This is a genomic window from Cobetia sp. 10Alg 146 (assembly GCF_029846385.1).
Taxonomy (GTDB): Bacteria; Pseudomonadota; Gammaproteobacteria; order Pseudomonadales; family Halomonadaceae; genus Cobetia; species Cobetia marina.
In genome coordinates, this window is record NZ_JARWKT010000004.1 from 28,504 (window position 1) to 47,242 (window position 18,739).

Here is an 18,739-nt window from a genome sequence, read left to right on the forward strand (position 1 = left end):
TCCAATCTCCACAATGGCAAGACAGACTCTTACAGCGGTGTGCCTTGCCATCGGTTACCCTTCACCCACTAGACATAAGCGCTTTCTCATCAACAGTCTTGCAATCGGCACCCTGACAATCAGCACTTTCAGGCTGGAAGGCGCCATAGCGCCTCGGAGCCAGACACAAGGAACGTATCGCTCATGCTGAACACTCGACTCACCTCATCAAACGCGCCGGGCTTGCGCACATCCCCCCGCTCGCGCCTGGCGCTGAAGACCCTGCTAGGGGCTGCATTGCTGAGCACGCTCAGCGCCTGCGCCAGCCATCAGGACCATGAATGGCAGGCAGACACGTCCTATCACCTGACGGTGCTGCACACCAATGATCATCACGGTCGCTTCTGGCGCAGCAGCGATGGCGAATACGGCATGTCGGCGCGCAAGACGCTGGTCGACCGTATCCGCGCCGAAGTGGAATCCGAGGGTGGCAGCGTGCTGCTGCTGTCCGGCGGAGACATCAATACCGGCGTGCCGGAGTCCGATCTGCAGCAGGCCGAACCCGACTTCAAGGGCATGAACCGCATCGGCTATGACGCCATGGCGGTGGGCAATCATGAATTCGACAACCCGCTGGACGTGCTGCTCAAGCAGCGCGACTGGGCCGATTTCCCGATGCTGGCCGCCAACATCTACGACAAGGCCACCGGCGAGCGTCTGTTCGCGCCCTACAGGATCTTCGATGAAGACGGCGTCCATATCGCGGTGATCGGCCTGACCACCGAAGACACCGTGCGCATCGGCAACCCGGAATACTTCAGCAATCTCGAGTTTCGCGATCCCAAGGAAGAGGCACGCAAGGTCATCGAGCAACTGAACGAGCACGAGCAGCCGGACCTGATCTTCGCCGTCACCCACATGGGGCATTATCAGAATGCCGAGCATGGCATCAACGCGCCGGGCGACGTCACGCTTGCGCGCTACCTGCCCACCGGTGCGCTGGACATGATCGTCGGCGGTCACTCTCAGGAGCCGGTGTGCATGGAGGGCGTCAACCGGATGGCGGACTTTGCGCCCGGCGATGATTGCCAGCCGGACCGTCAGAACGGCACCTACATCGTGCAGGCACACGAGTGGGGCAAGTACGTGGGGCGTGCCGATTATGAGTTCCGCAATGGCGAGCTGACCATGCTCAACTATCAGTTGATCCCGGTGAACCTCAAGAAGACCGTCGAAGTGAACGGCGAGCGTCACAAGGTGCTGGTCAAGGAGGAAATCGCCGAGGACAGTGAGCTGCTCGAGTTCCTGCGCCCCTATCAGGAGAAGGGTCAGGCGCAGCTCAATGTCACCGTCGCGCAGAGCAACGGCAAGCTGGAGGGGGATCGCGACGTGGTGCGCTTTGCCCAGACCAATCTGGGCCGCCTGATCGCCACCGCCGCCATGCAGGCCGGCAAGGCAGACTTCGGCGTGATGAACTCAGGTGGCGTGCGCGCCTCATTGCCTGAAGGAGAGATCACCTACAAGGATGTGCTGACCGTACTGCCCTTCGGCAACACCGTGGGGGTCGTCAGCATGTCGGGCAGCGAGGTGCTCGACTACCTAAATGCCGTGGCGACCCAGCCGGTGGACTCCGGCGCCTATGCCCAGTTCGCCGGTATCAGCATGCAGGTCGACCGGGCCGAGGGCAGCGTCTCTGACGTGATGATCCAGGGCCAGCCCCTGGACAGAAGCGCGCAATATCGCTTTACCGTCCCGAGCTTCAATGCCGCCGGCGGGGATGGCTATCCGAAGGTCACTGACCTGCCGGGCTACCTGGATACCGGCTTCGTCGATGCCGATGTGCTCAAGGCCTACCTTGCCGAGCAGAGCCCGATCGATGTCTCGGCGTACGCCCCGAAGGGCGAGATCGTCTATCAGTGACGCTCAACGCGTTCGCGACGCGATGTGATCGAATGAGATAGACCACTACGGGACGCCAAGGCGTCCCGTAGTCGTTTCCAGAGCCGGGATATCCTCACCAGAGGCTGACGTCGGACTATACAAGTGCGGATCGCACAGGTTTGATAAGCCTTGCGAACCACCACCACAAAGACCGTCGAGACCCTGGCCCATGAACCTCAACCGCACCGACAGCGAACTGCTCAACCTGCTGATCAAGGACGGCCGCATGTCCTATGCCGACATCGCCCGCAAGCTGGGCATCTCGCGTGCCCATGCCCGCTCACGGGTCCAGGCATTGGTCGAGAGTGGCGTGATCGAGCAGTTCACCGCCGTCATCAACCCGGACAAGCTCGGCAAGGGCATCTCCACCTTCGTGGACCTGACCGTCGCGCCCAGCGCCATCGAGCGCATCGCCGAGGAGCTTTCCGCCTGTGTCGAGGTGGTCAGCCTCTACATCATGAGCGACCTGAAAAGCCTGCACATCCACACCCTCACCGACAGCTACGAAGCCTTCGACAGCTTCGTGCGCGAACATATCTTCAATCGTGACGAGATACTCTCCGTCGACTGCAAGTCGCTGATGACACGCGTCAAGCACCGTCGTGGTGGCGCACGGCTATAAGCACGCGCCGGGGTCGCGAATCAATGCATGCGACCCAACCCACGCAGCAAGCGCATGGTGACCCACAGAAAGCCCAGCGGGAACAGCACCGTCTGGGTGATGAACAGCATGGTGAGGTCGATCACCTTGTCGGTCATGGCATCAAAGCCCTCGGTGACACTGGTGATCGGCCCACCGACCCAGCCTTCCATGCTGCCCTTGAACTGCTGCCACCAGCTGCGCTCTTCGTGCTCGCCTCCCACCTGCTTGTCCGCCACTTCCGCCAGCTGCTGCTGCGTCACGCTCAGCTGCGCCATCTGCGCATCTCGGCTGTCATCGAGAAAGGCCTGACCTGCCGCACCACTGGCCAGCGCGACACTGAGCACGGCAAAGCGCAGCGCGATGCCCCATAGCGCCAGGCGCACGAGTGCCTGCTGCCACCAGGGAGGGACGCGCCCTGCTTCGCTGTCTGTCCGCCTGCCCTCGGCCAGCAGGCCTAACACCGCCAGCAGGCAGGCCACGGTGGTCATGCTCTTGATGATCACGGAACCGGAGATGCCCAGCAGCAATTTCTGCAGCGCCAGCGAGCCGGTCGCCGCGAACATCACCCACGAGAAGCGCTCGATCATGTCATTGGCGGGGTCCAGCGCCTCCCCGGGCGAGACCTGAAATACCTGCAGGTCGATGGTCGAGGACTGCAGCACCGAGATGGTCGCGTTCAGGCCCTTGGCGATGGCGAAGGCACTGAAGGCCTGCCCCAGGGTGGCATCGATGACATCGCGTGCCCACTGCTGGGGCAACTCCCACCAGGCAAGCACTGCTATTACCAGCAGGATGGCGATCAGGAAGGCGCGGGGTATTCGCGCGTCAGTGGGTGCGCCGGGGGCGGCAGGCAGGCGCACGCCAGCATGTCTCGCGAAAGGCGTGGAGGAGACGGCAGACGTGGCCGGCGTGGGAGAAGCGGAATCGTCAGAATCATGAGGTGACATGCAAGGCTCCAACAGGGCAAAGCCGCATGATGCCACCGGGCTTGCTGACTGTCGTCATCGCCCGGCAATCACCGGCCCCATTCATGTCCCTGTCGGCTCGCTCCGCCCAGCTCTCTCTTCTCCCTGCCCCCGTCCCTATCAGCGCCCGTCCCTATCAGCCCACGCACCGCTCAGCCCTCTCGTGCCAAGCCCTTTCCTGACAGCCTCGCTCAGAGGTAATGCACCGCGATGACTCAAGCGCACCGTAATGCGGCAAGCATGACAATTGGTCATCACCACCCCACATTCGCGAGCCAGATGTCACCTTCCGTGATGCTATCGATGAACAAATGCCGCGATTGGCGTGATCTTCTGACATTTGTCAGGCACTGAACTCCGCACATCAGCGGCTCCACGGTCTCACATGTGCAACTCCGGAGACGCATGCGCGCATTCTCAACGGAAAGCAGCGCCCTCTGCCTGTACATATTTCATTGAAATAATTGGAAAAATTTCTCAGGTGGCGAAATGGCACACGGCTTGCAGAGTCATCCTCGTAGCGCGATGACAAATGACAGCCTCAAAACTGACAAATGAAAGACATCGCTACTCAAGAGCATGCAGAAACACCGACACAACAAGATCGCTGACCTCGATGTCAGCACGCCGTACAGGCTCCCCTTGCCGCATCCGCACATCCACCGCCGCAGGGGCACTACTGGTCATCCGTCCGCAGGAGAACCTCCCATGACATTCGATCGTCGCAAGTTCCTGGGTGCCGCTCTGGCAACCTCAACCGCTGGACTCGTGATGGGTGCGCCCGCCATCGTGCGCGCGGAATCCAGCAAGACCTATCAATGGAAGATGACCAATGCCTACGGCCCGGGATCGCCCTTCTATGTCGAGGGCCCCGGTAGCCCGACCGACTTCTGCCGCAAGGTGGAAGCCATGTCGGGCGGGCGCATGAAGATCCAGCACTTCGCGGCCGGTGAGCTGATACCGGCACTGGAAGGCTTCAATGCCGTCGCCAGTGGCGTGGTGGAGATGAACGCCGGCAATGCCTATTTCTGGGCCGGCAAGATTCCCGCTGCCCAGTACTTCACTACCGTCCCCTTCGGCATGAATACCCAGGGCATGAATGCCTGGCTGTATCACGGTGGCGGCCTGGAGCTGTGGCATGAGCTGTACGCCCCCAAGGGACTGATCGCCTTCCCGATGGGCAATACCGGCGTGCAGATGACCGGCTGGTTCCGCAAGCCGATCAACACGGTGGAGGACTTGAAAGGCCTGAAGATGCGTATCCCGGGGCTTGCCGGCAAGGTCTATGCCGAGCTGGGCGTCGCCGTGCGCCTGTTGCCGGGCGGCGAGATATTCCCGGCGCTGGAACGCGGTGTCATCGATGCCGCCGAATTCGTCGGCCCCTATCAGGACCGCCGTCTGGGGCTTCAGAAGGCTGCCAAGTACTACTACACCACCGGCTGGCATGAGCCGACCAACGTCACAGAACTGATGATCAACAAGGCCGCCTGGGAGAGTCTGCCGGAAGACCTGCAGGCCATCGTCAAGGCCGCCGCTCAGGCGTGCAATGTCGAGAGCCAGGCCTGGTGTGAGTCGGTGAACGCTGAAGCGCTCAATGATCTGGTGGAAAACGAGGGCGTCACCGCTCAGCCATTGCCCGATTCCGTGGTGGCGCGCCTGAAGGAAGTCACCGAGAAGACGCTGACCGACATGGCGGCCGCCGATCCGGACACTGCACGTGTGCACGAGTCGTTCATGGCCTTCCGCGATCAACACAAGGAATGGGCCGCCGTCAGCGAGAAGACCTTCCTGGCACTCTGACGGCTGACATCGAACCTCCCCCGTGGCGGTACCTGTGGCTCACGCCCCCAGTGCCAGAACGGATCACCGCTGGTGTCATCCCTGCTCCCCCTGTCTACGCCACGGCCTGTCCCGTCGTGGCGTTCGTGAGGTCATGTCATGCTGCATGTCATCCACTGTCTCGAGGGCATCATCGAGCGGCTGGGCATCATTGCCCGTTACTCGCTGTTGGCACTCGTGGTGCTGGTCGCCAGTAACGTGCTGTTGCGTTACTTCTTCAGCATCAGTCCCGTGCCACTCCAGGAATTCGAGTGGCACCTGATTTCCCCCATCGCGCTGCTGGGCATTTCCTATGCCCTCAAGCATCGCGCCGACGTTCGCGTCGATGTCTTCTATGATCGATTTTCCCCCAAGGGGCGTGCGCTGGTGGATCTGCTCGGCGCCCTGATGACCATCGCCATCGGCACGGCCATTGCCTGGCTCGGCCTGAGCTATACCGAGCAGTCGTATCAGCTGATGGAAGGCTCACCCGACCCCGGCGGCCTGCCCTATCGCTACCTGCTCAAGGCCTTCATCCCCATCGGTTTCGCCGCGCTTGCCCTGCAGGGCGTGGCGGATTGCCTGCGCGCCTTGCTGACATTGACAAACCGCATGCCCGACGCCTCTTCCATCACGTCATCCAACACCAAGGTGCCTTCATGAGTCCGAATGAGTGGATTGCCCTCAGCATGATCGGCGGCTTCCTGATCCTGATGCTGATCGGGATTCCGGTCGCGATCTCATTGGCGGTGGCCGGTTTCGTGGCGGGTCTGGCAGGCTTCGGCCCGCTGCTGTTCAGCCTGATGCCGGCACGTCTCTATGGTGTGGTCACCAATTACACGTTGCTGGCGATACCGCTGTTCGTGTTCATGGGGGTCATGCTCGAGAAATCGCGGGTCGCCGAGGACATGCTCGAGACCATCGGGCGCGCCATGGGTGGCGTGAACGGCGGCATGGGCATCGCGATCATTCTGGTCGGCGTACTGATGGGCGCCTCCACCGGGATCGTCGGTGCGACTGTGGTCACCGTCGGCATGCTGACATTGCCGACCCTGCTGCGCCGCGGCTATCACCCGGGCGTGGCCTCGGCCACCATCTGCGCCTCCGGCACCCTGGGGCAGATCATTCCGCCGAGCCTCGTGTTGATCCTGCTGTCGGAGATTCTCGGCGAATCCGTCGGTACCCTGTTCGCCGCCGCCTTCGTGCCGGGCCTGGCGATCGCGGTCATCTACATCGTCTACCTGCTGGTGCTGGGCTGGTGGAAGCCGGAACTCGTCCCGGCCATTCCAGAAGAGGAACGCGCCGCCGCTGGCGGCATGAAGGAATTGCTGAGGGATCTGGCGCGCAGCGTGATTCCGCCGCTGATGCTGGTCTTCGCGGTACTGGGCTCGATTCTGGGTGGCGTGGCCGCCCCCACCGAGGCGGCCTCGATGGGCGCACTGGGCAGTCTCGTGATCGCACTGCTGGCGCGGCGCCTCGACTTCCCGATGCTCAAGGCTTGCCTGCACTCGACCCTGACCATCACCGCCATGGTCTATTTCATCCTGTTGTGCGCGCAGCCATTCTCGCTGGCCTTCCGCGGTCTGGGCGGCGAGAACATGGTGCATGACCTGTTCAATCTGCTGCCGGGGGGAGAACTGGGCGCTCTCATCTTCCTGATGGTGATACTGTTCGTGCTCGGCTTTTTCCTGGAGTGGATCGAGATCAGCTATATCGCACTGCCGATGTTCCTGCCGGTCTTCATCGGCTATGGCACCGACATGGTATGGCTGGGCGTACTGGTGGCGATGAATCTGCAGATGTCATTCCTGACGCCTCCCTTCGGCTGGGCATTGTTCTTCCTCAAGGGGGTCGCGCCACCGGAAGTCACGACACGCCACCTGTATCTCGGCGTACTCCCCTTCGTGGGACTGCAGGCCATGGCCGTCGTGCTGCTGTTCTGCTTCCCGGGTCTTGCCACCTGGCTGCCGGACGCCATCGGCTGGTAACCCGGTCACGATGGCCAGCCTGACAGGCGACTTGACGCCACCAACGGGGCCTGGCCATCACAAGGGCATTGAAAAGATAATTCAGCAACGCGTAATGTCTTGGCTCGCCAACCCGCTCGCACTCCCTCGGAGACAGCGCGAGAGAAAGCGCTCCAGGGAGATGCCTCGACTGCCGATGTCGTCTGTCGGCAACTTTCACCAGCAATGAATGACCCCGCGCCATACGGGTACTACAAGGAAACACCATGGAACTGTTCTCAGCCTATCCACTGCACTGGATTCTCGGTCTGATCGCCGCACTCATCGTCACCGGCATGATTGCCGGCGTGATGGCCGGCTTGCTGGGGGTCGGCGGCGGTATCGTCATCGTGCCCGTGCTCTTTCACCTCTTCAGCCTGCTGGGTGTCGATGAGGCGGTCCGCATGCACCAGGCGGTCGGCACCTCGCTTGCGACCATCATTCCCACCTCGATCATGTCGGCCAGGGCCCACTACGCCAAGGGCAATCTTGACCCGGCGATACTCAAGCGTCTGCTGCCGGGCGTGATCATCGGCGTCATCATCGGCGGCCTGCTGTCCAACCTGTTCAGCGGCGCGGTCCTGATGGGGCTGTTTGCCACCGTCGCCTTCCTCGTGGCGCTCAACATGTTCCGTCGTCAGTCCACCGTGCTGGGCACTGGCCTGCCGGGCCCGCTGGGCAGTGGCGCGCTGGGTACCTTCATCGGTGGCGTCTCGACCCTGATGGGCATCGGCGGCGGCACCCTGAGCGTGCCGACCCTCAGCACCCTCGGCACTCCGATGCACCTGGCCGTGGGCACGGGCGCAGCGCTCGGGCTGGTGATCAGCCTGCCGGGCACCGCCAGCTTCCTGCTCAATGGCATCGGGGAGCCGAACCTGCTGCCGGGCTCCATCGGCTACGTCAATCTGCTCGGTTTCGCCGCCATCGTGCCGGCGACCATGCTGTGTGCGCCGATCGGTGCCAAGCTGGCCCATGCGATGGATGCCGCCAAGCTCAAGAAGGTCTTCGCCATCTTCCTGATGTTCACGGCACTGCGCATGTTCTACGACCTGTTCACCGGCAGCTGATCTCCGCCCTCAGCGCAATGACAACGGCGCAATGACAACGGCGCAATAACAACAGCGACATCCACAGGAGCAAGACGCCATGATGCATACCCGACGAGGATTCGGCGGGGCCTGCGCTGCCCCCCATCATCTGGCAGCAGAGGCCGGCCGTGACATCCTGCGTGACGGCGGCAATGCCATCGAGGCGATGGTCGCGATGGCCGCGACCATCGCCGTGGTCTATCCGCACATGAATGGTATCGGCGGCGATGGCTTCTGGCTGATCAAGCGACCCGGCCTCGCCCCCATCGCGATCGATGCCTGTGGGCCGGCCGCGGCGCTGGCCAGCCGAGAGTTCTACGCCGCGCAAGGCTACGGTGTCGCCGATGACGAGACAGGCGCTCCCCTGGTGAATGGCGACAGCATCCCCACCCGTGGGCCGCTGTCCGCCTTGACGGTGGCCGGGACCATCGGCGGCTGGCAGGAGGCACTGGCCTTCTCGGCAGACACCTCCGACGCCGAGCGCGCGCCATTGCCTCTCGCGACGCTGTTGCGCCAGGCCATCCGCCATGCCAATGACGGGGTCGCGGTCAGCGCCAGCCAGCAAGCCTTGAGCGAGAAGCACCTGGCCGTGCTGTCACGGCAACCCGGGTTTGCGCAGCGCTATCTGGGTCAGAGCGAGTCAGGGGAGCCGACGGCGCTCGAGGAAGGCGCCCGCCTGCGTCAGCCGGCGCTTGCCATGACCCTCGCCCGCCTGGCGGATGCCGGGCTGGACGATTTCTACCGAGGCGAGCTGGCGGCGCACATGGCGCAGGAACTGCAGTCCGCCGGCAGTCCGCTGCGCCTGGAGGACCTCAACGGCTATCGCGCCCAACGCGTCACCCCGCTCAAGGTACGCCTGCGCGACAGTGAGGTGTACAACCTGCCCGCCCCGACCCAGGGACTGGCGACGCTGATGATTCTGGGGCTTTACGACGAATTGAGCGCCAGGCACGGCATCAGTGAAGCGGAGGGCAATACACCGCGTCACCTGCATGCGCTGATCGAGGCCACCAAACGCGCCTTCCTGGTGCGCGACAGCCTGATCACCTCACCAGACTGCCTCGAGGGCGGGCTGGAAAGCGGCATCGCGACGCAACAGGCGCATCTTTCACAGGATGCCCTGACTCAGCAGGCGGCAATGATCGACATGCAGGCCGCCCTGGAATGGCCCCACGAGCCCGCCGAGGGCGACACCATCTGGATGGGCGCCACGGACAGCGAGGGCACTACCGTCAGCTTCATCCAGAGCGTCTACTGGGAGTTCGGCAGTGGCATGGTACTGCCGAGCAGTGGCGTGATGTGGCAGAACCGCGGGCTGGCGTTCGATCTGGCGCCCGACAGACTGCGCAGCCTGGCGCCGGGCCGCAAGCCCTTCCACACCCTCAATCCCTCACTGGCGTGTTTCGATGATGGCCGCGTGATGGCCTTCGGCACCATGGGGGGGGAAGGTCAGCCACAGACTCAGGCGGCTGTCTTCACGCGCATCGCCCGCCACGGCATGTCATTGCAGGCCGCGATCAGTGCTCCACGCTGGCTGCTGGGTCGCACCTGGGGCGATGTCAGCACCAGCCTCAAGCTCGAATCGCGCCTTGAAGGTGACGTGGCGGAGGCACTCAGGGAGCTGGGGCATGAAGTAGAGGTGCTGGAAGACGCCTATAGCGATACGCTGGGTCACGCCGGTGCGGTGATGCGTCACCCCGATGGCCAGGTCGAGGCGGCACACGATCCGCGCAGTGATGGTGGTGCAGCGCTGACCTGATGAAATCCGGCCAGCTCAGCGTCACGAGCTGGCCGGGATATTGCTGCCCAGATTGATGCTGGCAATAGTACGGTTCACCCCCCTCCCTCCCCCCGTCAGACCCCGGGGGGCAGGGATGAGACCTCGTCATGACATTAAACTTTCCTTATTCATGATTGAGGAAACCATGAGGCAAACCGCCTGCCTCTGCACAGACGCATCGGATGTTCATTGGCCAGCACGGTATCGACAGGCCATTGGCATCGATAACTCCGACAACAACGACAAAGAGCGACTCACCACAATGACCACAGCTTCCTTCATGACTCCTCGCCGCCTTGTAGCTGCCATCTCGATCGCCGCCTGTTCACTGGCCTATGGCATTCAGGCCAATGCGGCGGATCACCCGGGCGTCAAGATCTACGCGACCGGCGGCACGATAGCGGGCAGTTCAGCCTCCTCCACGGACACCACCAACTACAAATCCGGCAGCATCGGCGTGCAGGCACTGCTGGATGCCGTACCGGAACTGGCAGACGTGGCAGAGGTGACGGGCGAGCAGATCGCCAATACCGGCAGCAGCAACATCGATCAGGAAATCCTGCTAAAGCTGTCGAAATCGATCAATGAGGCGCTGGCCACCGATGCCACACATGGCGTGGTGATCACGCATGGGACCGATACGCTGGAGGAGACCGGCTTCTTCCTGGATCTCACGGTCGAAAGCGACAAACCGGTGGTGATGGTGGGTGCCATGCGTCCGGCGACCGCCATCAGTGCCGATGGCCCCTTCAATCTGCTGGAGGCGGTCACGCTGGCCGCCGATGAAGGCGCGGAGGGTCGTGGGGCGATGATCGTGCTCAACGACCGCATCGGTTCGGCGTATTACACCACCAAGACCAATGCCATCATGATGGACACCTTCAAGGCGACCGAGCAGGGCTATCTGGGCGCCTTCATCAGCGGCAAGCCGCACTTCTACTACACACCGGCGACCCCGACCGACAAGCCACACTTTGACGTGACGTCCCTCGATGGCCTGCCAAAGGTCGATATCATCTACGCCCATCAGGACATGGACCCGGCGCTGTTCACCGCGGCACTCGACAATGGCGCCAAGGGTATCGTGATAGCCGGCAGCGGCAATGGCTCCATTCCGGACACTCTGAAGCCATTGGTGAAGCAGGCGATGGAAGAGGGTCTGCCAGTCGTTCGCAGCACGCGTACCGGCAACGGCATCGTGACGGCCAAGGAAGAGGGTATCGGCAGCGGCGCACTCAACCCTCAGAAAGCGCGCATTCTGCTCTCGCTGGCGCTGACCGAAACCGATGACATGGACACCTTGCGCGCCTACTTCGAGTAAGCCATCCGCCAGATCGCATGACGCGGCGTGAGAGTGACCCGCAAAGCAACAAGGGACTGCCACGGCAGTCCCTTGTTGCTTTTCCACACTCAGTGATTCATTCAGGCGCGTTGCGCTGCGAGGGGCTGCGCGTGAACGCGCCGGGGCGTTTTTCACCCTCTTCACTCTCGTGATAGCGCTTGGCCGCATTCGCCCACCAGGCAAGTTGTTCGAAGGCCCGCTCGAGATAGCCGCTCCATTTCTGGGCATCTTGAGTCTCGGTGTAGCTGCCGTCCTCATCGAGCACGTCCTGGGCCCGGGGCACGTGGATCATCGCCGAGACCGGCAGGCAGCCCAGCTCCGAGAGGAAGGTGCGCATGTTGACCGCCGCCCGCACGCCACCCCACTGTCCTGCGGAATAGGTCGCGATCACCGACGGCTTGTAGGAGTAGAGCGAGCTGCCGAAGTGATTCAGGAGATTCGCCAGTGCCGGACTCATGGAATGGTTGTACTCGGGGCTGACCATCACATAGCCATCCGCCGACTCAATTTCCTGGGCGAGATTGAGCAAGTCCTGCGGGGCATTGCGTTGTGCATAGGAAAACAGCGGCTTGAAGGGGTCCGAGAGGTCATAATCGAGGGGGTCGATCAACACCGCTTCATGACCACTTTCCTCAAGCTTGGCCATGCAACATCTGGCGACCCGCTCTCCCAGACGTGCGGGGGATGGGGGGGAACTTGTCCGTACCGACCCCAGAAAGACCAGAATCTTGAGCGCCATTGTCAACTCCTTCAAGTGTGTCATGTAAGGTGATTCTGGCAGCGCATCACCCCTGAATCACGCATTCCCACCATGCTCCATTGCCATCTCGGCCGATTGGCAGATTGACCGCAACCCCCTTGGTGGCATCTCGTGAGCGGAAGCGACACATCAGACTCGATGTCTTCGCCATTTTGGCCCGTCACCCAGGGCTAACCTCGCGAACTCGTGATCCCTTTCGACGAATTCCTCAATAAGAAACGATACGCCATATCACCGTTTCCTCAGCACATCTCCGCCAGCAATGAGCCTTGGGTAGCGTTATGGCATATTCGAGGTTGCGCCATTTCCTTGCTGACGATGGACGACGATCCCCCCGCCACTGGCAAGGCGGAAAGATGGCTCACGATGGATGACCGCGTCCGCCGAACCACCCAGAATCATGCCATCAACCCAATTTTCGCGACATTTTTGCCAATGATATCGCCAAATATCCGACCATACCCTCTTCGCGCTTCAGTCCTGGCGTGATCCCGCAGGGCAAAGTCTCGCGCAGACCGACATCCGGCTTCCCCCATCATGAACCTGTCATGGCGACGCAACAAACATGCACTAAAACTAATAAAGTGCTAGCTTTACCATCCCACAAGCATGAGATATCTCATCCACCTCAGGAAACGAGGAGTCAGCAAGGGAATGAAAGACAGTCACGACGTCGCCGTCATCACACAGTTCACCTCTTCTTTCACGCATCAGACCCATCGAGAGACGGTGTCATTCTTCGGTCGTCGCCATCCACTCTTCCAGCAGGTCCTCAAGCTGCGTGACCAACACCATGGTGTCGCCAAGGCATATCTCAAGAAGCACACGGACCACGATGACGTGATCGACAGCAACAGTCAGCATATCTGCCTGATGGACACACAGCACGATACCTTGCTGGGCAGCATTCGCATCACACCTGGCGGTCTCGAGTCGCGCACCCTCTTTGACGACAGTGATGTCGTTTCCATCCCAGAAGGTGCCATCTATGAATTCAGCCGTCTGGTGATGGCCCCGGAGGCCAAACGTTTCGCCCATGGCAATCTGTTGATGGCTGCAGCGGCACGCCATGTGAAATCCAGAAATGGTGATGGGATTCTGGCGTTGTGCAAGCGCGCCAACATGAAGATCTTCAAGCGCTTCGGTCTGTTGCCGCTTCACGATGCCACGCTAAGGACAGACAAGCATCTGGGAGAGCTCTACATGGTCTACGCCAGCATGGAGACCATCATGCACACGGCCAGACAGCGCTATGCCTCAGCCCCGACAGCGCCGCTGACACCTGAATGTCCGACACCCTCTGCCTCACCCGGGTCTGATGGCGGCAGCGACCGTCTTCCCAAATCGTCCCCGGCGACTGCCAGTCGTCAATGAGCCCTTCCATTCAAGCTCGGTGCTGCGCTGACATCACCTGCCTGGCCCTGCCAGCCTGAGACGTATCACAGGACGTCTCTGACGGATTCTCCCTGAGCCCTTGCAGCAGTCGAGGTATTGCACCATCATTGAATGATAATGATTATCATAATCATGCAGATTGGCATACTGACGACACCTGGTCACAGGAGGGCCTCATGGACCAATGGAAGCGTGAAACCCGCTCAGGCAATGCGTTGTTCGAACAGGGCGACTACGTCATGGCAGAGCAGCACTATCTCAGTGCCTGCCACCTGGCAGACATCTTTCTGATGCCCGGTGCAGACCCGGAAGGCGGCGTCGCGGCGCTGGTGGTGAGCTATCAGAACCTGGCGGAGCTCTATCGCACCCAAGGGCAGCACCCGCAGGCGATGAGCGCCCTGCAGGCTGCCCATGCCCGCCTCTCCCATGCGCTTTCCGCCCCGGGCCTGTGCCATGCCCACCAGCAAGCCTTGCTGCGCGGCAGTGGCCAGGTGCGAATGGACATCATGAATACCGTGCAATGGCTGGGCGTCTCTCGTCAGCGGACTTATCGGCCAACCCCCGCGCGTCATGCGGCGACGCGGGTCCATCACTGATCCTCACCCCCACAGGAGATATGGCATGAAGAAACCCCTCATCGCGAGTGGACTGCTGCTGTTGACCGCCGCCAATACGGCACTGGCCCACCCGGGACATGACCACAGTGACTGGAGCAGCCCCCTCGTTCACACCCTGTTCTATGGCGCCATCGCAGCCGTCATCGGAACCGCGTTCTTTGTCATTCGTCAGTCGCGTCACAAACGTCAGACCACTCAGCAAAAGGAGGATTGAACATGCTTCATGCCCTGCTCCGCACCGTTGACCGACTGGTCTCTCTCCCTGCGGCCTCCGCGCACTGTGATATCCCCTGCAAGATCTATGACCCGTCCGCTGCGCAGATCGCCGCACTCAGCGTGATCCGCTTCATGGACCTCATCAATGAGCTGGGCCAGAAGGACAGCCTGACGCTGGCAGACCAGGCCTTGCTCGCCCGTCTGGTGGAGCAGAAGGAAAGCCACGCCGAGAAAGCCAAGCATGAGATCCGCATCATCTGGGGCGACTACATCAAGCAGCCGCAGCGTGACGCCTATCCGGACATCGATGCACTGGTCCACAGCATCATGCTGGCCGGCTCTGCCTGCAAACAGGGCATCGAGCGCGACAAGGGCGAGAAACTGCTGACCCTCATCAATGAATTCGCCGCGGCGTTCTGGGATACCAAGGGACTCACCACCTTTACCGCCACCTGCCCGTATCCGCCGTCTGAAACTGTCGTCTATCCGAAGCTGGATTGAGGCAACGACATGACGCACCAAAGAACTGATGAAGAGTGAATTGATCAAGAGTGAACGGATGCCCATCGGACTCTATCGCGTCAATGGACTCAGCATGTCTCCCGGCCTTGCGCCGGGAGATTATGTCGTCACGCTGAAACGCTGGAGATCGCGCTATCGCGTCGGGGATATCGTGGTGGCACGGCACCCCCACTTCGGCCGCATCATCAAGCGCATCCGCGCGATACAACCAGACGGCATGCTCTGGCTGGAAGGTACCCATCCTGACAGTACCTCGACTGAAAAGATGGGCTTGCTGTCTTGTCGACGGGTCAAAGGGCGAGTGATCCACACCTTCTCTCAAGACAATACGTGAGCCTTTCTTTGTCCCTTGCCATGGCTCCCCGGTGATATCCCACCTCTCTTCTCACCCTCACACCACCTTCATCAGCCTCAGCGCGTCATAGATTGCCGCGTGGGTATTGCGGGTCGCGACGGCGTCGCCGATGCGGTAGAGCTGGAACTTGCCGTCTGCTGAGCGCTCGGTGTGCTCTGGACTTGGGCCGTCTACAGGCTGGGCGAGTCCTGCGATCAAGGCGTCGTAGTCCACTGCCCCGCCATTGCGCGAGTGGGGTTTGAGTTCGAAGTAGAGATCTTCCATCGGGCGGGCGCCGTAGTTGACGACTACCTGATCGACGAGTCACTGTGCCCTTGCCTTGCGCCATGGCAGTTTGATCTAGTCATCTCGGATTGGCTATCGATTGCATGAGGTTCAATCATACTCAAGAACATGTGATCGTCGACTCATAGCGACAGAACTATATTCGTAGCTCGACAAGCTAACACAAAGTTCCTTATTGAAGCGCAGAGATATCCTATGTGTATCAACAACAAGACAACGCCTGTAAATATCCAGAACGCTACAATAAATGATTGCTTTAAAGTCGCCATACTACACGTCAAGACATGGCAACATGCATACCGCGGCATGCTCCCAGAGAGCTACCTCAATTCTTTATCCGTATCAGACCGTGAAATCATGTGGCGTCGTATGATTGAGCAGCAATCAGCTCAGTTGCTGGTCGCCCGCATTGCTGAACAGATTATTGGATTTGTCGCCTTTGGAGCCTCAAGAGATAAAGATGCTTCCATCGACCGAGCTGAAATCTGGGCGATTTATGTTGCACCTGAATCATGGTCCATGGGGATAGGCCATTCTCTGTGGGCCAGTGCTCAGCAGGAAATAATCGCCAAAGGTTATACCTCAGCCAGTCTATGGTTACTTGCAGATAATGAAAAAGCACTGAGATTCTACGAGCGAATTGGCTTCACACTAGAACCCAGCTCGCGAAAGTCATTTGAGCTGGGAGGGGTTCAGGTAGAGGAAATTCGCTGCATACGCCCACGGTTGATATAACCTTGCGACCTAAGAGTCAGGCATCAGCCTTGGACAAGCTCAAGTAACGGTTGAGTGATGTCTGGATCTGAGCATGTCAAAACTCACACCACCTTCATCAGCCTCAGCGCGTCATAGATCGCCGCATGGGTATTGCGGGTCGCGACGGCGTCGCCGATGCGGTAGAGCTGGAACTTGCCGTCTGCTGAGCGCTCGGTGTGTTCAGGGCTTGGGCCGTCTACAGGCTGGGCGAGTCCTTCGATCAAGGCGTCATAGTCCACTGCCCCGCCATTGCGCGAGTAAGGTTTGAGTTCGAAGTAGAGATCTTCCATCGGGCGGGCGCCGTAGTTGACGACTACCTGATCGACGATTCGCTGATCCGCGTAGGCACCGGTGCCCTTGCCTTGCGCTACGGCGTCATCCAGATAATCACTGCCGATCTGGGCGATCAACTGGCCCTCCTCATCGCGCGTGACACCGCCGAGGCGATAGGTCGGCGTGAAGGTGACGGCGAGACGTTGCAGGCTGCGCATGTAGGGCACCAGGTTCATGGCCATGATTTCCGGCGCGAAGGTGCGGTCTGGCGTCATCATCTCGAGCCTGGCTCCGGTGTTGGCGATCATCTCGGCGGCCTGGAGTGCGGCGTGGTCTCCCGCATCATCGAATAGCAGCACGTTGCGGCCAGGCGTGACATGGCCGGAGAGAATGTCCCAGCTGGAGACGACCAGCTCACTGCCGACCTGCGGCATGTCTTCCTCGGGGTAGCCGCCCGTGGCGACGATGACGACATCCGGCTGCTCCGCCAGCACGTCCTCGGCCTCGGCGAAGACGTTGTAGCGAATCTCGACGCCCAGCGCCTCGCAGCGACTGATGCGCCAATCGATGATGCCGATCATCTCGCGACGCCGCTCGCTCTGTGCGGTCAGGCGGATCTGGCCACCGGGTTGATCCGCCGCTTCCAGCACCACCACCTGATGGCCGCGCTCACCGGCGACACGTGCGGCCTCAAGCCCTGCCGGCCCCGCTCCGATGATCACCACCTTCCTGGCGACCTCGGCCGGTACGATGTCATGCGGCTGCTCCAGCTCACGCCCGGTGGCGGCGTTATGGATGCAGTAGGCGGAGCCACCCTGATAGATGCGATCGAGACAATAATTGGCCCCGACACAGGGGCGAATATCCTCTTCCTTGCCGGCCAACAGCTTGCGCACGATATGCGGGTCCGCCATGTGGGCACGCGTCATGCCGACCATGTCGACCTTGCCGGTGGCGATGGCATGGCGCGCGGTGGCGATGTCCTGAATCTTGGCACCATGGAAGGTCGGGAAATCCATCGCCTCACGAATCTGTCCGGCAAAGTCGAGATGCGGCGCACTGGCCATGCCCTGAATCGGGATGACATCGGTGAGGCCTGCATCAGTATCGATATGGCCGCGTACCACATTGAGAAAATCCACCTGTCCGCTATCGCGCAGCAGGCGCGAGACCGCAAGGCCATCACTGGCATCCAGACCGCCACTCAGGCATTCATCCCCGGTGTAGCGCACCCCGACGATGAACTCGTTGCCCACCCGGGCACGAATCACGCTCAACACTTCCATGGTGAAGCGCAGTCGATTCTCGAGACTGCCGCCGTAAGGCCCCTCCAGGGTGTTGGTCAGTGGTGACCAGAACTGATCCATCAGATGCCCGTAGGCCTGCAGCTCGATACCATCAAGACCCGCCGCTTTCATGCGTTCTGCGGCGTCCGCATAGTCCTGGATCAGGCGCGTGATGTCCCAGTCCTCGACCCGCTTGGGAAAGGCGCGATGAGCCGCCTCGCGACGATGCGACGCCGACACGGCAGGTAGCCAGTCGGCCTTGTCCCAGCGCGTTCGACGCCCCAGGTGGGTGAGCTGGATCATCACTGCGGTACCGTGCTCATGGCAGGCATCGGTCAGCTCACTCAGCCAGGGCACCACCTCATCACGCCAGGCGAGAATATTGTTGAATACCGGCGGACTATCCCGGGCGACCGAGGCGGAGCCTGCTGTCATGGTCAAGGCGATACCGGCGCGCGCACGCTCCTCGTGATAGGCGCGATAACGTGCCTTGGGCATGCCATCTTCGGGATAGGCGGGCTCGTGGGAGGTCATCATCAAGCGATTCTTGAGGGTGAGGTGCTTGAGCGTGAAAGGTGTGAGCAGCGGATCCTGAGCCATGCGGCCTCCTGAACGTCAGGTCATAAGACATCACAAACAGAGATGCCTTGATCGTGTACACATGTGTACATGAGCTGACTATAGCCCTAGAATCCAGATCGTGCGTCGCTGG

The 18,739-nt window shown here is 61.0% G+C and carries 18 protein-coding genes; 14 read left to right on the plus strand and 4 right to left on the minus strand.

The genetic code is table 11. From position 1 onward, the window contains the following. Positions 1 to 183 precede the first annotated feature (183 nt). Both ushA and QD172_RS08410 read left to right on the plus strand, forming a co-directional pair. Entirely contained in the window at positions 184 to 1,899 is a 1,716-nt protein-coding gene (ushA, locus tag QD172_RS08405) for a bifunctional UDP-sugar hydrolase/5'-nucleotidase UshA (protein WP_279855467.1), read from the plus strand. 190 nt (positions 1,900 to 2,089) lie between these two features. After that, positions 2,090 to 2,542 (plus strand): Lrp/AsnC family transcriptional regulator, encoded by a 453-nt coding sequence (locus QD172_RS08410; RefSeq protein WP_077376692.1) that lies wholly within the window; start codon positions 2,090 to 2,092, stop codon positions 2,540 to 2,542. Positions 2,543 to 2,562: 20 nt separating this feature from the next. Here QD172_RS08410 and QD172_RS08415 read toward each other — a convergent pair whose 3' ends face one another. After that, on the minus strand, positions 2,563 to 3,510 hold the full coding sequence (locus QD172_RS08415) for a hypothetical protein (RefSeq protein WP_279855468.1): 948 nt from the start codon (positions 3,508 to 3,510) through the stop codon (positions 2,563 to 2,565). A 726-nt stretch (positions 3,511 to 4,236) separates the two neighbouring features. Between QD172_RS08415 and dctP the strand changes: the two genes are divergently transcribed. The 6 genes from dctP to QD172_RS08445 all read left to right on the plus strand — a co-directional run bounded on the left by dctP (position 4,237) and on the right by QD172_RS08445 (position 11,541). Then, positions 4,237 to 5,328 (plus strand): TRAP transporter substrate-binding protein DctP, encoded by a 1,092-nt coding sequence (gene dctP / locus QD172_RS08420; RefSeq protein WP_077376697.1) that lies wholly within the window; start codon positions 4,237 to 4,239, stop codon positions 5,326 to 5,328. A gap of 138 nt (positions 5,329 to 5,466) precedes the next feature. Beyond that, positions 5,467 to 6,009 (plus strand): TRAP transporter small permease subunit, encoded by a 543-nt coding sequence (locus QD172_RS08425; RefSeq protein ID WP_279855469.1) that lies wholly within the window; start codon positions 5,467 to 5,469, stop codon positions 6,007 to 6,009. Next, positions 6,006 to 7,334 carry a TRAP transporter large permease subunit gene (locus tag QD172_RS08430; protein WP_136937865.1) on the plus strand — a complete coding sequence of 443 codons (1,329 nt, stop codon included), beginning with the start codon at positions 6,006 to 6,008 and terminating at the stop codon, positions 7,332 to 7,334. Before QD172_RS08425 ends, QD172_RS08430 begins: the two co-directional genes overlap by 4 nt. A 245-nt stretch (positions 7,335 to 7,579) precedes the next feature. Beyond that, a complete protein-coding gene (locus tag QD172_RS08435; RefSeq protein ID WP_054556070.1) occupies positions 7,580 to 8,419 on the plus strand; it encodes a sulfite exporter TauE/SafE family protein in 840 nt (279 codons plus the stop codon). A gap of 79 nt (positions 8,420 to 8,498) precedes the next feature. Continuing rightward, positions 8,499 to 10,199 (plus strand): gamma-glutamyltransferase family protein, encoded by a 1,701-nt coding sequence (locus QD172_RS08440; RefSeq protein ID WP_279855470.1) that lies wholly within the window; start codon positions 8,499 to 8,501, stop codon positions 10,197 to 10,199. 283 nt (positions 10,200 to 10,482) lie between these two features. Further along, a complete protein-coding gene (locus QD172_RS08445; RefSeq protein ID WP_219815816.1) occupies positions 10,483 to 11,541 on the plus strand; it encodes a type II asparaginase in 1,059 nt (352 codons plus the stop codon). A gap of 97 nt (positions 11,542 to 11,638) precedes the next feature. Here the strand turns inward: QD172_RS08445 and QD172_RS08450 are convergent, their stop codons facing one another. Further along, complete coding sequence (locus QD172_RS08450) at positions 11,639 to 12,301, minus strand: NAD(P)H-dependent oxidoreductase (protein ID WP_279855471.1); 663 nt, start codon at positions 12,299 to 12,301, stop codon at positions 11,639 to 11,641. 675 nt (positions 12,302 to 12,976) lie between these two features. Between QD172_RS08450 and QD172_RS08455 the strand changes: the two genes are divergently transcribed. From QD172_RS08455 to QD172_RS08475, 5 genes are all read left to right on the plus strand, one after another. Beyond that, the gene (locus QD172_RS08455) at positions 12,977 to 13,696 is read left to right on the plus strand and encodes a hypothetical protein (protein WP_279855472.1); all 720 of its coding nucleotides are present in this window, start codon (positions 12,977 to 12,979) and stop codon (positions 13,694 to 13,696) included. Positions 13,697 to 13,893: 197 nt separating this feature from the next. Beyond that, on the plus strand, positions 13,894 to 14,313 hold the full coding sequence (locus tag QD172_RS08460) for a hypothetical protein (protein ID WP_279855473.1): 420 nt from the start codon (positions 13,894 to 13,896) through the stop codon (positions 14,311 to 14,313). Positions 14,314 to 14,338: 25 nt separating this feature from the next. Next, positions 14,339 to 14,548 carry a hypothetical protein gene (locus tag QD172_RS08465; protein ID WP_136937870.1) on the plus strand — a complete coding sequence of 70 codons (210 nt, stop codon included), beginning with the start codon at positions 14,339 to 14,341 and terminating at the stop codon, positions 14,546 to 14,548. Between the two features lie 2 nt (positions 14,549 to 14,550). Beyond that, positions 14,551 to 15,051: a superoxide dismutase, Ni gene (gene sodN, locus QD172_RS08470; protein WP_176493247.1), complete on the plus strand. Its 501-nt coding sequence runs from the start codon at positions 14,551 to 14,553 to the stop codon at positions 15,049 to 15,051. Positions 15,052 to 15,109: 58 nt separating this feature from the next. Beyond that, positions 15,110 to 15,406: a S26 family signal peptidase gene (locus tag QD172_RS08475; protein ID WP_279855474.1), complete on the plus strand. Its 297-nt coding sequence runs from the start codon at positions 15,110 to 15,112 to the stop codon at positions 15,404 to 15,406. A 57-nt stretch (positions 15,407 to 15,463) separates the two neighbouring features. On the opposite strand, the gene QD172_RS08480 is transcribed toward QD172_RS08475, so the two are convergent. Continuing rightward, positions 15,464 to 15,691: a hypothetical protein gene (locus tag QD172_RS08480; protein ID WP_347882028.1), complete on the minus strand. Its 228-nt coding sequence runs from the start codon at positions 15,689 to 15,691 to the stop codon at positions 15,464 to 15,466. A 216-nt stretch (positions 15,692 to 15,907) separates the two neighbouring features. On the opposite strand from QD172_RS08480, the gene QD172_RS08485 reads away from it, so the two are divergent. Then, complete coding sequence (locus QD172_RS08485; protein ID WP_279855475.1) at positions 15,908 to 16,447, plus strand: GNAT family N-acetyltransferase; 540 nt, start codon at positions 15,908 to 15,910, stop codon at positions 16,445 to 16,447. 83 nt (positions 16,448 to 16,530) lie between these two features. On the opposite strand, the gene QD172_RS08490 is transcribed toward QD172_RS08485, so the two are convergent. Continuing rightward, entirely contained in the window at positions 16,531 to 18,627 is a 2,097-nt protein-coding gene (locus QD172_RS08490; protein ID WP_279855476.1) for an NADH:flavin oxidoreductase, read from the minus strand. Positions 18,628 to 18,739 lie beyond the last annotated feature (112 nt).